Origin of the sequence: Pseudomonas sp. NPDC087346, from assembly GCF_044744235.1 — a bacterium.
Taxonomy (GTDB): Bacteria; Pseudomonadota; Gammaproteobacteria; order Pseudomonadales; family Pseudomonadaceae; genus Aquipseudomonas.
In genome coordinates this window covers 34905-50106 of the sequence record NZ_JBIUXX010000046.1, presented here as the reverse complement: position 1 = coordinate 50106, position 15202 = coordinate 34905, and the positions used below count along the sequence as shown (strand labels likewise).

The 15202-nt window shown below is 58.1% G+C and carries 13 protein-coding genes; 2 read left to right on the top strand and 11 right to left on the bottom strand.

Annotated elements, in window-relative coordinates; all coding sequences use genetic code 11:
• Positions 1-133 precede the first annotated feature (133 nt).
• Positions 134-490 (top strand): dihydroneopterin aldolase, encoded by a 357-nt coding sequence (folB, locus tag ACIOZM_RS23230; RefSeq protein WP_401217747.1) that lies wholly within the window; start codon positions 134-136, stop codon positions 488-490.
• Positions 481-999: a 2-amino-4-hydroxy-6-hydroxymethyldihydropteridine diphosphokinase gene (folK, locus tag ACIOZM_RS23225; protein ID WP_401217745.1), complete on the top strand. Its 519-nt coding sequence runs from the start codon at positions 481-483 to the stop codon at positions 997-999. The genes folB and folK overlap by 10 nt, the downstream gene beginning before the upstream one ends.
• 81 nt (positions 1000-1080) lie before the next feature.
• Here folK and ACIOZM_RS23220 read toward each other — a convergent pair whose 3' ends face one another.
• From ACIOZM_RS23220 to ACIOZM_RS23170, 11 genes are all read right to left on the bottom strand, one after another.
• Positions 1081-2310 (bottom strand): multifunctional CCA addition/repair protein, encoded by a 1230-nt coding sequence (locus tag ACIOZM_RS23220; RefSeq protein WP_401217742.1) that lies wholly within the window; start codon positions 2308-2310, stop codon positions 1081-1083.
• 63 nt (positions 2311-2373) lie between these two features.
• Complete coding sequence (locus ACIOZM_RS23215) at positions 2374-3936, bottom strand: SpoVR family protein (RefSeq protein ID WP_401217739.1); 1563 nt, start codon at positions 3934-3936, stop codon at positions 2374-2376.
• Positions 3933-5204 (bottom strand): YeaH/YhbH family protein, encoded by a 1272-nt coding sequence (locus ACIOZM_RS23210; protein ID WP_329697247.1) that lies wholly within the window; start codon positions 5202-5204, stop codon positions 3933-3935. Before ACIOZM_RS23210 ends, ACIOZM_RS23215 begins: the two co-directional genes overlap by 4 nt.
• 119 nt (positions 5205-5323) lie before the next feature.
• Positions 5324-7246, bottom strand: coding sequence for a PrkA family serine protein kinase (locus ACIOZM_RS23205; RefSeq protein WP_401217736.1), 1923 nt, complete (start codon positions 7244-7246; stop codon positions 5324-5326).
• Between the two features lie 295 nt (positions 7247-7541).
• Positions 7542-7871 (bottom strand): thiosulfate sulfurtransferase GlpE, encoded by a 330-nt coding sequence (gene glpE, locus ACIOZM_RS23200; RefSeq protein ID WP_401217733.1) that lies wholly within the window; start codon positions 7869-7871, stop codon positions 7542-7544.
• A gap of 33 nt (positions 7872-7904) precedes the next feature.
• Positions 7905-8786 carry a symmetrical bis(5'-nucleosyl)-tetraphosphatase gene (locus ACIOZM_RS23195; RefSeq protein ID WP_401217731.1) on the bottom strand — a complete coding sequence of 294 codons (882 nt, stop codon included), beginning with the start codon at positions 8784-8786 and terminating at the stop codon, positions 7905-7907.
• The gene (gene apaG / locus ACIOZM_RS23190) at positions 8786-9166 is read right to left on the bottom strand and encodes a Co2+/Mg2+ efflux protein ApaG (RefSeq protein WP_401217729.1); all 381 of its coding nucleotides are present in this window, start codon (positions 9164-9166) and stop codon (positions 8786-8788) included. The genes ACIOZM_RS23195 and apaG overlap by 1 nt, the downstream gene beginning before the upstream one ends.
• Before the next feature lie 114 nt (positions 9167-9280).
• Positions 9281-10099 carry a 16S rRNA (adenine(1518)-N(6)/adenine(1519)-N(6))-dimethyltransferase RsmA gene (gene rsmA, locus ACIOZM_RS23185; protein ID WP_401217726.1) on the bottom strand — a complete coding sequence of 273 codons (819 nt, stop codon included), beginning with the start codon at positions 10097-10099 and terminating at the stop codon, positions 9281-9283.
• Positions 10096-11085, bottom strand: a complete 990-nt coding sequence (gene pdxA, locus ACIOZM_RS23180) for a 4-hydroxythreonine-4-phosphate dehydrogenase PdxA (RefSeq protein WP_401217724.1) — start codon at positions 11083-11085, stop codon at positions 10096-10098. The genes rsmA and pdxA overlap by 4 nt, the downstream gene beginning before the upstream one ends.
• Complete coding sequence (surA, locus tag ACIOZM_RS23175) at positions 11082-12404, bottom strand: peptidylprolyl isomerase SurA (RefSeq protein ID WP_401217721.1); 1323 nt, start codon at positions 12402-12404, stop codon at positions 11082-11084. Before surA ends, pdxA begins: the two co-directional genes overlap by 4 nt.
• On the bottom strand, positions 12379-15177 hold the full coding sequence (locus ACIOZM_RS23170; protein WP_401217719.1) for an LPS-assembly protein LptD: 2799 nt from the start codon (positions 15175-15177) through the stop codon (positions 12379-12381). Before ACIOZM_RS23170 ends, surA begins: the two co-directional genes overlap by 26 nt.
• Positions 15178-15202 lie beyond the last annotated feature (25 nt).

The window sequence follows — 15202 nt, the reverse complement described above, 5'->3', positions numbered from 1 at the left end:
AAAATGGCGAAGGACAGAGAGCCGAGCAGGTAGGCGAGAGTCGCCAGTAACCAAAACATGCTAACTATTCCGGGCGAGGACGCCCTGATTCTAACGGCGCATTGCGCCCTTGTCGTGCAGTGGAGAGAAGTGCGTGGACAGAGTGTTTATCGAGGGCCTAGAAGTCGACACCGTGATTGGTGCCTACGACTGGGAGCGCGGCATCCGACAGTGTCTGCGCCTTGATCTGAGCTTCGCCTGGGACAACCGTCCCGCTGCGGCCGGCGACGATCTGACCCTGGCGCTCGACTACGCCAGTGTTTCCACGCGAATCCAGGCCTTCGCCGAGCAGGCTCAGTTCCAACTGGTCGAGACCTTTGCCGAGCGTCTGGTCGAAGTGCTGATGAGCGAATTCAGGATCACCTGGATTCGTTTGAAGCTGACCAAACCAGGTGCCGTCCCGGCTGCCAAGGGTGGCGTGGGTGTGGAGATCGAGCGCGGATGTCGCTGACTCAGGTTTACCTCGGGCTCGGTAGCAATATCGAGCGCGAAACCCATTTGCGTGCCGGGCTGGATGCGCTGGACGCGTTTCTGGTGGATATCCACTGTTCGGCGGTGTTCGAGAGTCAGCCGGTGGGGATCAAGAGCGGGCCGTTCTTCAATTTCGTGGTGTCGGCGTATACCGATCTGCCGTTGATGGAGCTGGATCGCCGCCTGAAATTCATCGAGGCGGACAACGGTCGTTATGCACCGGATCGCAAGGGTTTGCCGCTGGATATCGACGTGTTGTTGTTCGGTGATCTGGTAGGTAACTTTGACGGTTTGATCCTGCCTCGGGCAGAAATTCTGAAAAATGCTTTTGTATTGTGGCCGCTGTCGCTGATTGCGCCGGATCGTGTGCATCCAGGTGTAGGCAAAAGCTTCGCCGCTATGTGGGCTGAAGCGCAGATTGATCAGGTGTTGGCGCCGGTTGCGTTCGAGTGGAGGGGCGAACAGCTCACGCCTTTGGATCTGCTTTGATCTGACGGACGCTTTCGCGAGCAGGCTCGCTCCCACAGGAGACCCGGTCCAATGTGGGAGCGAGCCTGCTCGCGAAGTTCTTCACGCTGACGCCTTTTCTCTATAAGCCTTCAACGCCTTGAGCCGCTCGCGCTTGAGCGCTTCGCCCAGTTCCGGGCCCTTGAAACCCTGCTCCAGCAAAGGCTGCACCGCCACGCCTCGCGCCACTTTGGCCGCGCCGCGCAGGTAATCCGCTTGTGGATAACTGCGCTGCTCCAGTCCCTTGCGCCCCCGGGCATCCATCTCGCAGGCGACGATGAACTCTTCAAAGCGCTGCGGCCGACGATACACGTCAAAACTCTGTAGCAACTCCAGCAAAGTCGAAGCCTTCAACTCCAGGGCGCGGTGCCCGTGGGTGTGATATTGGCCGACCAGCAGCGCCAGTTCCTGGCAATCTTTCGGCGCCTTGAAGCGTTCGTTGACCGCTTTGATCAACTTCAAACCCTTGTGCTCGTGGGCGATGTGCCGTGGCCACTCGTCTTCAGGCGTTAGGCCTTTGCCGAGGTCGTGCAGCAGGCAGGCCCAGCGCACGGTCAGCGGTTGCTTGTGGATGGCTGACTGCTCGAGCACGCTCAGAGTGTGGATGCCAGTGTCGATTTCCGGGTGATGCGCCTCGGGTTGCGGGACGCCGAACAGCGCGTCGACCTCCGGCATCAGTACCTTCAGCGCGCCGCAGTCGCGCAGCACCTGGATAAACACCTGTGGTTGATCTTCCATCAGCGCCCGGGAGATTTCTTTCCAGCTGCGCTCGGCGGTCAGGGCTTCAAGTTCGCCGGATTCACTGAGCTGACGCATCAGTTCCAGAGTCTCGGGGGCGACGGTAAAGCCCAGGCCGGCGTAGCGGGCAGCGAAGCGCGCAACCCGCAGTACACGGAGAGGATCTTCGGCGAACGCCGGGGAAACGTGGCGTAAAATTCGCGCTTCAAGATCGCGCTGGCCGTGATAGGGGTCGGTCAATTGTTGCTGATTGTCCTCGGCCATGGCGTTGATAGTCAGGTCGCGACGGATCAAATCTTCTTCAAGTGTGACGTCAGGGCTGGCGTGAAAAGTGAAGCCGCCATAACCGCGACCACTCTTGCGCTCGGTGCGGGCGAGGGCGTATTCCTCGCCGCTTTTCGGGTGCAGGAATACCGGAAAATCGGCTCCCACTGGACGATAGCCCTTGGCGAGCATTTCTTCGGCAGTAGCGCCAACCACCACCCAATCGATATCGGTGACCGTTTTACCCAGCAAGCGATCACGTACCGCTCCGCCGACCTTATAAATCTGCATAAAAAACCTCCGTTAGCCCGACAGAATAACCCTTGCGTCGGACTTTCGGAGGCCAGAACCGATTCAAAGATGAATGACGGCCAGATCGAGTCGGCCGTAATCACCTTCGCTATGTTCGCCGCGTGGCGGAACGTGATGGGTTTTCATGATCTGGTCGCCTTGCAGGGTTTCCAGATGAATGTCGAAGCCCCACAACCGATGCAGGTGTTTGAGCACTTCGTCGGTTGAGTCGCCAAGCGGTTTACGGTCATGTTGCTGATGACGCAAGGTCAGTGAGCGGTCGCCGCGCCGGTCGATGCTGTAGATCTGCACGTTCGGTTCACGATTGCCGAGGTTGTACTGCGCTGCCAGGGTTTCGCGGATGATCCGGTAGCCAGTCTCGTCATGAATTGCAGGTACCAGCAAATCGTCTTTCTGGTCGTCATCGAGAATGCTGAACAGCTTCAGATCGCGGATGACCTGCGGTGACAGGTACTGCAGGATGAAGCTCTCATCCTTGAAGCTGCTCATCGCAAACTTGATGCTCGACAGCCAGTCGGTACCGGCGATTTCCGGAAACCAGCGGTAATCTTCCTCGGTAGGTTTCTCGCACATGCGCCGAATGTCGCGGTACATGGCAAAGCCCAATGCATAGGGGTTGATGCCACTGTAGTAGGGGCTGTCGAAGCCTGGCTGAAATACCACACTGGTGTGGGAGGTCAGGAACTCCATCATGAAGCCTTCTGTGACCAGCCCTTCGTCGTACAGATCATTCATCAAGGTGTAATGCCAGAACGTCGCCCAGCCTTCGTTCATCACCTGTGTCTGGCGTTGCGGGTAGAAATACTGGGCGATCTTGCGCACGATCCGCACGATTTCCCGCTGCCATGGCTCCAGCAGCGGCGCGTGCTTCTCGATGAAATACAGAATGTTTTCCTGTGGCTCGGCCGGGAAGCGCGCGTTGTCCTTGTCACTGTACTTGTCAGCGCCTTTGGGAATGGTGCGCCAGAGGTCGTTGATCTGCTTTTGCATGTGCTCTTCGCGATCCTTTTGCCGCCGACGTTCTTCTTCGGCGGAAATCGGATACGGGCGCTTGTAGCGGTCCACGCCGTAGTTCATCAGCGCATGACAGGAGTCGAGCAGATCTTCCACTGCGTCGATGCCGTGGCGCTCTTCGCATTGCATGATGTACTGCTTGGCAAACACCAGGTAATCGATGATCGAACTGGCGTCGGTCCAGGTTCGGAACAGGTAATTACCCTTGAAGAAGCTGTTGTGGCCATAGCAAGCATGCGCCACCACCAATGCCTGCATGCAGATGGTGTTTTCTTCCATCAGATAGGCGATGCACGGGTCCGAGTTGATCACGATCTCGTAGGCCAGCCCCATCTGGCCGCGACTGTAGGATTTCTCGGTGCTGAGGAAGTGTTTGCCGTAGGACCAATGGTGATAGCCCAAAGGCATGCCGACCGAGGCGTAGGCGTCCATCATTTGCTCGGCGGTGATCACTTCGATCTGGTTGGGATAGGTGTCCAGCGCATAACCGGCCGCGATACGGGCGATTTCACGGTCGTAGGTCTGGATCAGCTCGAACGTCCATTCGGAGCCGGTGGAAATGGGTTGGCGCTTTTGCTCTTTGGCGGTCATGTCACTAACCTGCGCTGGAAGAGTTCACGGAAGACCGGATAGATATCCCCGGCCGAGACCAGTTGCTGCTGGGCAAACGTGTCGGAAAAGGCTTCAGCAATGCGCTCGTATTCGTACCACAGGGCCTGGTGTTCGCGCGGTGTGATCTCTACGTAAGTGTAGTACTGCACAAACGGCATGATCTGGTTGATCAGAATGTCGCGGCAGATCGGCGAATCATCATTCCAGTTGTCGCCATCGGAGGCCTGAGCGGCATAAATGTTCCACTCGTTGCTCGGATAACGCTCGGCCATGATCTCCTGCATCAGTTTCAGTGCACTGGAAACAATGGTGCCGCCGGTTTCTCGCGAGTAGAAAAACTCTTCTTCGTCGACTTCCCGGGCGCTGGTGTGGTGCCGGATGAATACCACATCAATCTTGTCGTAATTGCGCTTGAGGAACAGATACAACAGGATGAAAAAGCGCTTGGCGATGTCCTTGGTCGCTTGGGTCATGGAGCCGGAAACGTCCATCAGGCAAAACATCACTGCCTTCGAGCTGGGGTTGGGCTGCTTGATCAACAAGTTGTATTTAAGGTCGAAAGTGTCGAGAAACGGTACACGGTGAATACGCGCACTGAGTTTTTCGATTTCCGCTTCGATTTCCTGAATATCGCCGAAGTTATCCGGTTCTTCGCGCTTTAAGCGCGCCAGTTCTTCCTTGGCTTCGCGAAGTTTCGCCCGGCTGCTGCCGGACAGCGCAATACGCCGCGCATGAGCTGAGCGCAGGGTACGGATGATGTTGATCCGCGAAGGGTTGCCCTCGTTACTGATGCCCGCACGGACGGTCTTGAAGGTGTCCGTACCGCTCAGGTTGCGTTTGACCAGGTTTGGCAGTTCGAGGTCTTCGAACATGAACTCGAGAAATTCTTCCTGGGTGATCTGGAAGACAAACTCGTCCATGCCTTCGCCGGAGTTACCGGCCTTGCCCGGCCCGCGTCCGCCGCCACCTCCAGGAGGGCGGGCGATATGTTCGCCAGCGGTGAATTCCTTGTTGCCCGGATGAACGACAGTCTGTTTGCCGCCACGACCATGGTGAAGCACCGGTTCGTCGATATCGCGACCGGGAATGCTGATCTGTTCGCCGTGTTCCATATCGGTAATGGAGCGCCGGCTGACCGCCTCTTCGACGGCCTTCTTGATGTGATCACGGTAACGCCGCAAAAAGCGCTGGCGGTTCACCGTGCTCTTGTTCTTGCCATTGAGGCGTCGGTCGATCACATAGCTCATAGAGGCCCTCCGGGCAGCTTCAAGTTGTGAGCTGCAAGCTGCAAGTAGAAGCAGTTGCCCGGACTTCAGGGCTTACGCGCTTTCTACATGCAGCTTGTAACTTGTCGCTTGCAACTGCCTCACTGCGATTTACGGACCCGTAGGTACCATTCGGAAAGAAGCCGTACCTGCTTGTCGGTGTAGCCGCGTTCGACCATTCGAGTGACGAAGTCGTTGTGCTTCTGTTGATCCTCCTTGCTGGCCTTGGCGTTGAAACTGATGACCGGCAGCAGATCTTCGGTGTTCGAGAACATTTTCTTCTCGATGACCACCCGCAGTTTTTCGTAGCTGAGCCAGGTCGGGTTCTTGCCGTTGTTGTTGGCGCGGGCGCGCAGTACGAAGTTGACGATCTCGTTGCGGAAATCCTTCGGATTGCTGATGCCGGCCGGTTTTTCGATTTTCTCCAGTTCTTCGTTCAGCGCGACGCGGTTGAGAATCTCGCCGGTCTCCGGATCGCGGTATTCCTGATCCTGAATCCAGAAGTCCGCATACAGCACGTAGCGGTCGAAGATGTTCTGACCGTACTCGCTGTAAGACTCAAGGTAAGCGGTCTGGATTTCTTTGCCGATGAATTCGATATAGCGCGGTGCCAGGTACTCTTTCAGGTAGCGCAGGTAGCGCTCGCGGGTTTCTGCCTGGAACTGTTCCTGTTCAATCTGCTGCTCCAGTACGTAGAGCAGGTGAACCGGGTTGGCGGCAATTTCGTGCGGGTCGAAGTTAAAGACCTTGGACAGGATCTTGAACGCGAAGCGCGTCGACAGGCCGTTCATGCCCTCGTCGACACCAGCGGAGTCGCGGTATTCCTGGATCGACTTGGCCTTCGGATCGGTGTCCTTGAGGTTTTCGCCGTCATACACGCGCATCTTCGAATAGATGTTGGAGTTTTCCGGCTCCTTGAGGCGTGACAGCACGGTGAACTGCGCCAGCATCTTCAGGGTGTCCGGCGCGCAATGCGCCTTGGCCAGGGAGCTGTTGAACAGCAGTTTGTCGTAGATCTTCACTTCGTCGCTGACCCGCAGGCAGTACGGCACTTTGACAATGTAGATCCGGTCGATGAAAGCTTCGTTGTTCTTGTTGTTGCGGAAGGTGTGCCACTCCGATTCGTTGGAGTGAGCCAGCAGAATCCCGGTGAACGGAATCGCGCCGAGGCCTTCGGTACTGTTGTAGTTGCCTTCCTGTGTGGCAGTCAGCAACGGGTGCAGCACCTTGATCGGTGCCTTGAACATTTCGACGAATTCCATCAGGCCCTGGTTGGCCCGGCACAGCGCGCCTGAATAGCTGTAGGCATCGGCGTCGTTCTGTGGGTATTCCTCGAGTTTGCGGATGTCGACCTTACCGACCAGCGCCGAGATGTCCTGGTTGTTCTCGTCACCCGGCTCGGTCTTGGCCACGGCGATCTGGTTGAGGATCGACGGATACAGTTTGACCACGCGGAACTGACTGATGTCGCCGCCGAATTCGGCCAGGCGTTTGGTCGCCCATGGCGACATGATGGTGTTCAGGTAGCGCCGTGGAATGCCGAAGTCTTCCTCGAGGATTGCGCCATCTTCAGTGGCGTTGAACAGACCCAGAGGCGATTCGAATACCGGCGAGCCCTTGATGGCGTAGAACGGCACTTTTTCGATCAGTTGTTTCAGCTTCTCGGCCAGCGACGATTTACCGCCACCGACGGGGCCGAGCAGGTAAAGGATCTGTTTCTTCTCTTCCAGACCTTGGGCGGCATGGCGGAAATACGACACGATCTGGTCGATGCATTCTTCCATCCCGTGGAAGTCTTCAAAGGCCGGATAGCGACGGATCACCTTGTTGGAGAAGATTCGCGACAGCCTCGAGTTGGTCGAGGTGTCGAGCAGCTCCGGTTCTCCGATGGCCAGCAAAAGACGCTCGGCGGCGGACGCGTAGGCGCTGCGGTCCTTTTTGCACAGCTCCAGATACTCTTGCAGCGAGAGTTCTTCCTGGCGTGTGGACTCGAAGCGTTGTTGGAAGTGGCTAAAGATACTCATGACGTCACCTCGCTCGATACGTGGAGCCGACGCCGGATCACTCAGTCGATGCTGGCAACAGTCGTTTTGGCGGCTGTTGTTTACCCCCCAGAACTCTCCCGGAGCCGACAACCCCGAAAGCTACTCCCGATGACCCGTGCGCCGGTGTACCGGCTCTCCCCTGATTTGGATGGCCTGCGCTTAAGGATAGTTGGGAATTCGAGAGGTAAAGGCGAGATACGTAATTAGTTGTGGCAGACCGTTCGTCTGCCGCGCGCAGGCCCACGGGGGGCGGGGCCTGCGCGTGACAAAAAAATTATTCGGAGGTGCCTTGCGCTGTTTCCGAAGGATAAGTCGTGCGCCACAACTCGAAGCCGCCGTCCATGCTGTAGACGTCGGAGAAGCCTTGGCTGATCAGGTAAGCGGCAGCGCTTTGGCTGGAGTTGCCGTGATAGCAGACCACTACAGTCGGCGCATCCAGGTCGGCGGCACGGATAAAGTCCGAGATGGAAACGTTGTCCAGATGCTTCGAACCGCTGATGTGCAGAGCGGCGAAAGTGGCTGGATCACGTACGTCGACCACTACCGCGCCTTGTTCACGCAGGGTCTGGGCCTGTTCTGGGGGGATTCGTTTGAATTCGCTCATGGCGGGTTCCTGTAACTTGGCTGTATGCGCAGTCTAACGCGGGGCGCTGACTGGCGAGGATTCGGGAATAGGGGAGGCGACTGGCGGCAGTACGGCGCCGTGTTCGTCGCATTTGCAGGACAGGCGTTCACCGCTGTCGACGTTCATCAGGGTCAGGCTGCCGCCCCAGACGCATCCGGTGTCGAGGGCCGAGATGCCCGGCTCAGTGACCAGACCTTCAAGCGCTGCCCAGTGGCCGAAGACGATGCGCAGGCCTTTAGTCTTGCGGTCCTTGTGCTGAAACCATGGTTTGTAACCTGGCGGCGCAGTGTCGAGGCCTTCTTTGCTCTTGAGGTCGAGCTTGCCTTCGGCGGTGCAGAAACGCATGCGTGTGAAATAGTTGGTGATCACTCGCAGGCGGGTCACGCCTTTGAGGTCGTTGTCCCACTTCGCCGGCTCGTTGCCGTACATGCCATCGAGGAATGCCGGAAACAAGTTGTCATCACGCAGCGCAGTTTCCACTTCGTCAGCGCATTTGAGTGCCTTGCGCAGCGACCACTGCGGCGGGATGCCGGCATGCGTCATGGCGACATCACGCTGTTCGTCGTAGTGCATCAGCTTCTGCTGGCGCAACCACAACATCAGTTCGGCGCAATCGGGCGCTTCGATGATTTCACGCAGGGTGTCGTTTTTCTTCAGGCGTTCGATGTTCTGCGAGGCTGCCAGCAGGTGCAGGTCGTGGTTGCCGAGCACGCAGACCAGTGACTCGCGCATGCCATAAAGGAAGCGCAGGGTTTCCAGTGACTGCGGGCCACGGTTGACCAGATCGCCGACTAGCCACAAACGATCCAGTTTCGGGTCGAACGCGACTTGCTTGAGCAGGCACTTGAGCGGATCAAGGCAGCCTTGCAGGTCACCGACGGCATACGTCGCCATCAGTGCAGGGCTCCGGGTACGGCGAGGCGGAACGGTTTGATGATTGCGTCGAAATGCTTGCCGTCTTCGGCGACCATTTCGTAGGTGCCCTGCATGTTGCCGACCTTGGTGGTCATCACCGTGCCGCTGCTGTAGGTGTGGCTTTTGCCGGTGTCGATCAATGGCTGCTGACCGACGACACCGGCGCCGCGCACTTCTTCGACATGCCCGTCGCCGTCAGTGATGACCCAGTGCCGTGAAATCAATCGGGCAGGCATCTGACCGTTGTTTTGCACGGTGATGGTGTAGGCGAAGGCGAAGCGGTCTTGCTCGGGTTGCGATTGGTCTGCCAGATAGTGGGTGACCACGCTGACATCGACCTGATAACGAGGATCGGACATTCAAAAAGGCCTTAAACAAAGCGGAACGCGGGGCGTAGCTGATGGGGAGTCAGTCTAGGCAAGTATCGGGCAGTAAACCAGAGCGGCGTCCTGCCCGATAGCGTTCATCGCCTGTCAGTCGGCGGCGGGAGTTTCTACAACCTGTTCAGCAAGCTTGTCGGCCAGACGCACGAATGCCGCCAGATCAAGCTGTTCCGGACGCAGACTGCCATCGACGCCAGCCGCTTCGATCTCGTCATTGGTCATCAATTGCTTGAGGGTGTTGCGCAGGGTCTTACGGCGTTGGTTGAACGCTTCGCGCACCACACGCTCGAGCAGGCGATGATCCTTGGCCGGGTGCGGCAGTACCGCGTGTGGCACCAGACGGACGATTGCCGAATCAACCTTTGGCGGCGGATTGAACGCGCCGGGGCCAACGTTGAACAGGTGCTCCACGCGGCAATGGTACTGAACCATGATCGACAGACGACCCCAGTCGCCACCGCCCGGGCCTGCTGCCAGACGCTCGACCACTTCTTTCTGCAGCATGAAGTGCATATCGCGAATGATGCCGGCGTTGTTCAGCAGATGGAAAATCAGCGGCGTGGAGATGTTGTACGGCAGGTTACCGACTACGCGCAGGCTGTTCGGTGCAGCGTTGAGCGTGTTGAAGTCGAACTTCAGCGCATCACCCTGATGCAGGTTGAAGTTGCTCTTGCCGGCGAACTGCTGGTTGAGGATCGGGATCAGATCCTTGTCCAGCTCCACCACGTCGAGCTGGCCGCCGCTGTTGAGCAGCCCGGCGGTCAGCGCGCCCTGGCCCGGGCCGATTTCCAGCAGGCGGTCGTCAGGCTTGGCGCTGATGGAGCGCAGGATGCGGTCGATGACGCCGGCATCGTGCAGGAAGTTCTGGCCAAAGCGTTTGCGCGCCTTGTGTTGGTATTGCTCGGTCATAAACGGGTCTCGGCCATCTGGTAGGCGGTTTCCAGGGCGACTTGCAGGCTGCCGGTGTCGATCTTGCCGCTGCCGGCCAGATCCAGGGCGGTGCCGTGATCGACCGAAGTGCGGATGATCGGCAGGCCAAGGGTCACGTTGACTGCTGCGCCGAAGCCTTTGTACTTCAGCACGGGCAGGCCCTGGTCGTGGTACATCGCCAGCACTGCGTCGCAGTGCTCCAGATATTTGGGGGTAAACAGAGTGTCGGCAGGCAGCGGGCCACGAAGGTCCATGCCCTCGCCGCGCAGGCGCTCTAATGTCGGTTCAATGATGTCTATTTCTTCATGGCCCAGGTGTCCGCCTTCACCGGCATGCGGATTGAGTCCGCAGACGAGGATGCGTGGCTGGGCGATGCCGAATTTGTCTTGCAGGTCGGCGTGCAGAATCCGTGTGACCCGCTCCAGGCGCTCCGGCGTGATCGCATCGGCAATCTCGCGCAGCGGCAGGTGGGTGGTGACCAGTGCCACGCGCAAACCGCGAGTGGCGAGCATCATCACCACTTGTGCAGTGTGGGTCAGGTCGGCAAGGAATTCAGTGTGTCCGGAGAACGGGATACCCGATTCGTTGATCACGCCCTTGTGTACCGGCGCGGTGATCATCCCGGCGAAATCGCCGTTCAGGCAGCCATTGCCGGCGCGGGTCAGGGTTTCCAGAACGAAAGCCGCGTTGGCCTTGTCCAGTTGCCCGGCGACGACGGGGGCGCTGAGCGGCGTATCCCAGACATAAAGACTATTGGCGGGCGCCGGAGCGTCCGGCCAGTGATCAGGGGTGACGGCCAGCAGATTGACGGCCAGCCCCAGTTGCGCAGCCCGCTCGATGAGCAGGTCGCGACTGGTGATGGCAATCAGGGGGTGTGGCTGGGCTTGCGAGGCGAGCAGCAGGCAAAGGTCGGGACCGATGCCGGCTGGTTCGCCGGGTGTCAGCGCGAAACGCTTGGGTTTCACTGCGCTGCCTGGTCTGCACCAGGAAGTTTGATCTCTACGTACGCTTCGTCACGGATCTGACGCAACCAGGTTTGCAGCTCTTCGTCGTATTTCTTGTTACGCAGAACTGTCATTGCCTGCTGCTCGCGGGCTTTTTCGGTGCTGTCGGTAGCGCGACGACCAAGCACTTCCAGAACATGCCAGCCGTATTGGGTCTGGAATGGCTTGGACAGTTGACCTTGTGGGGTCTTGTTCATGACTTCGCGAAATTCCGGTACCAGTGCGTTCGGATCGATCCAGGTCAGATCGCCACCGTTGAGTGCCGAACCCGGGTCTTCGGAGTAGCTTTTCGCCAGAGTGGCGAAGTCTTCACCCGCCAGAATGCGCTCATACAGCGATTGAACCAGCGCCTTGGTCTTGGCTTCGTCGCGAATCGGACTTGGCTTGACCAGAATGTGGCGTACATGAACTTCGTCGCTCATCTGGCTTTCGCCACCACGTTTTGCCAGCACTTTGAGGATGATGAAACCACCCGGAGTGCGTGCAGGTTGGGTGATGTCGCCAACGGCCATGCTGCTCAACTCGCGGTCGAACGGAGGTGGCAGTTGAGCAGCTTTACGCCAGCCCATGTCGCCGCCTTCCAGTGCGTTGTCGCTGCCGGATTTGGCAACGGCCAGTTGGCCGAAGTCAGCACCTTGCTTGAGCTGCTGGTAGATATCCATCGCCTGGCGTGCGGCGCTCTGAATTGCTTCAGAGCTGGCGCTTTCCGGGGTCGGAATCAGGATGTTGGCCAGGTGCAGTTCTTCGGACAGTTGCATCTTGCCCAGATCGGAGGCGAGGAAGTTCTTCACTTCCTGCTCGGAGATCTGAATGCGTTCTGCCACGCGGCGCTGGCGTACACGGCTGATGATCATCTCGCGCTTGATCTGGTCACGGGCGTCGTCATAGTTCAGACCGTCGTGTGCCAGAGCGGCGCGGAATTGATCAATAGTCATGTTGTTGCGCTGGGCAATGGTGCCGACAGCCTGGTTCAGCTCTTCATCGGTAATGCGGATGCCGGAACGGTCGCCGATCTGCAATTGCAGGTTTTCGACGATCAGGCGCTCGAGCACCTGTTGATCCAGTACGCCAGGAGGCGGCATGCCGCCTCCACGTTTGGCGATGGTCTGCTGAACTTCGTGGACACGCTGGTCCAGTTGGCTCTGCATGACCACGTCGTTGTCGACGATGGCGACCACTTTATCGATGGACTGAACTGCGGCGTTTGCCGCAGTACCCAGGAACAGCGCGCCCAGCATCAGCGGGCGCAGACAATCAGAAAGCTTGGTCTTCACGTTCACGATAACCTTGAATGCCTTTGTCGAGGAAGCTCTCTACTTTGGCGCCGGTGAGGCCGCCGAGTCCCTTCAGAACAATTTGGAGGAAGACGCCGTGGTCGCCCTTTTCGTTTTGCGGAGCTTCCTGACTGAATTCGTCGTAGGAAACCCAGTAACGGTTGATCAGGCGCAATTTCCAGCAGCAGTTGTCGTACTCGAAACCACCGAACGCTTCCAGCGTACGGTTGCGGTTGTAGTCGTACTGCCAGCGGCTGATGGCATTCCATTGCGGCACGATCGGCCAGATGACCGAGAAGTCATGCTGTTGGATCTTGTAGTAGTCCTTCACGTAGCCAGGCTGGCCCGGGGTACCGTAGTCACCACCGCCCACCGACCATTTACCGGTGTTCTGGTCGTAACGAACCTGGTCATTGCGATAGCGATAACCGGCGTTGATAACCTTGTTCGGGTTGTCTTCAGGCTGGTAGTGGAACATCGCGCTGCCGGAACGAGGGCTACGGCTGTCCGGGTCCCAGTTGTAGTCGGCAGTGGTGCGCCAGTCGCGGTTCCAGCGATATTCGTATTCCAGTGCGTATGGCGAAACGTTGGATTGGGCGTCCGCACGGGTTTTGGCATCGATACCCGGAAGTTGTACTTCGCGATCCTTGAAGTACAGGGCCTGACCGACGCTGACGCGTTGACGTTCGAAACCATCGTCTTCGATCCAGCGGCTGGTTACGCCCAGCGACAGTTTGTTCTCGTCACCGACACGGTCGGAACCCGAGAAGCGGTTGTCACGGAACAGCGACGCGTAGTTGAAGGTGTATTCGCTGGTGTCGAACACCGGAATATCCGACTGGTCTTCCTCAGGTACATAGAGGTAGAACAGGCGTGGTTCCAGAGTCTGACGGTAGTTCTTGCCGAAGAACGACGTGTTGCGGTCGAAGTAGAGGCCGCTGTCGATGCTGGCGATCGGTACACCACGGTTCTGATTGCTGCCGAACTTGCCGTTGAGCTTTTGCTGCTCGGCAGTCATCCCATCAATCTGGGACTTGCCGGTACCGTCCAGGTCCAGTTGGTACTGGGTGTACTGGTACTTGAGCGATGGCTTCAGGAAGCCATAGGTCCAGTTCATCGGCAGGCTGACGCCAGGCTTCAGGTTCAAACGGTCGCCGTTGGCACGGGCCAGACCTGTAACGTTGGTGTCAAGGCGAGGAGAAGCGTTGCCATTCTCATCGATGAAATTACCGGTCTTCAGATCACGATCAAAGCGAACGAGCTCGGTCTCGTAATCGAAATTCAGACCTTCTGGATGGTACGGCAGCTGACCATTAAAGGTGATCTGCGGCAAGCGGCCGTACGGTGTGATGTTCGAAACAGTAGCCAATTGGTACTGCTGAGCATTCAACCGTGCGGTGTAGTTGTCGCCACGATAGCTGACCGCACCCTGCTGATTGACGTAGTCGCTGGACTTGACACCAATCTGATCGGTTTGCAGATCCTGGAAGTAATACGGATCGCTGATCTTCGTGTAGTCAACTTCAGTAAACACGCGGGAGTCGAGACCGCCCTTGTGCTGCCAGTTGTACATATAGCGGGTTTTTTCGTAGTCGGTCTGCTTGCTGCGTTCGGTGTCGTCATCGTTCAGGTACGCAGCGCCGAACTGGCCTTCGCTGGACTTGGTCAGATAACGGAACTCGCCTTCAACCAACATGCCCCGCTTGCTCATGTAACGCGGATACAACGTGGCGTCGTAGTTAGGCGCCAGGTTGAAGTAGTACGGGGTGACCAGCATGAAGCCGGTATCGGTACCGGTGCCGATGGTCGGCGGCAAGAAGCCGGACTGGCGACGGTCATCGATCGGGAAGTAGATGTACGGCGTGTACAGGATCGGAATGTCCTTGACCCGCAACGTCACGTTGGTCGCAGTACCGAAACCGGTGGCCGGGTTCAAGGTGATGTTGTTGCCCTTGAGCTGCCAGGCGTTGCTGTTAGGTTCGCACGTGGTGTACGTGCCGTCCTTCAAGCGGATGATCGCGTTCTCGGCACGCTTGGCGTACAGCGCACTACCGCGGATACGCGATTTGTGCAGCACGTACTCGGCGTTGTCGACCTTGGCTTCACCGGTGTCGAGCTGCACATCGGCGTGGTCGCCGACGATCAGAGCACCGTTGTCGCGAATGCGCACGTCACCATTGAGTTCGGCGCGGCTCTCGGCCTGATACAGGCTGGCCTCGTCGGACTCGACCTGCATGCTGCCCTGACGCAACACGACATCGCCGGCCAATGTGCCAACTTGATCATCGGTGTTATAGCGCGAAGCTTTTGCGCCGATAAAGGTCGGAGCATCGCTTTTATTCGTCTTGTCATTCATGCCAGGACGAGTCGGCTCGATATAGGAACCAGAGCAGTAAGGACCGGTCTCGGCCAACTGGGCGGCGGTAAGCTTCTCGCGCGGAACCCAGTCGAGGTGACTGTAGTCTTCGCTACGGGCTTTCAGGCCGCGGCCTTTGGCTTCGGTGACCAGAGCGGTTTTAGTGCCAGTGTCGGCAACCGAACCGTCCTGCGCCGGGGCTTCGCCAGTAGCGCTGACGGCACTGCCGTCATGCACCGGACGCGGAGGCAATGCAGCCGCCGGCGTCTTTGGCGAACAGTCCCAGGCACCCGTAGCCGATACGGAGCAGTCATACTGCTCGGCGGCGAAAACGAATGGGCTGGCCAGAGGTTGCATAGCCAGCAGACTGCCGGTTACCAACAACGGAAATTTTTTACGAAACGCGGGGGATTTCAATGCCATCTTATTAGTCCGGGCTTCCTGCGTG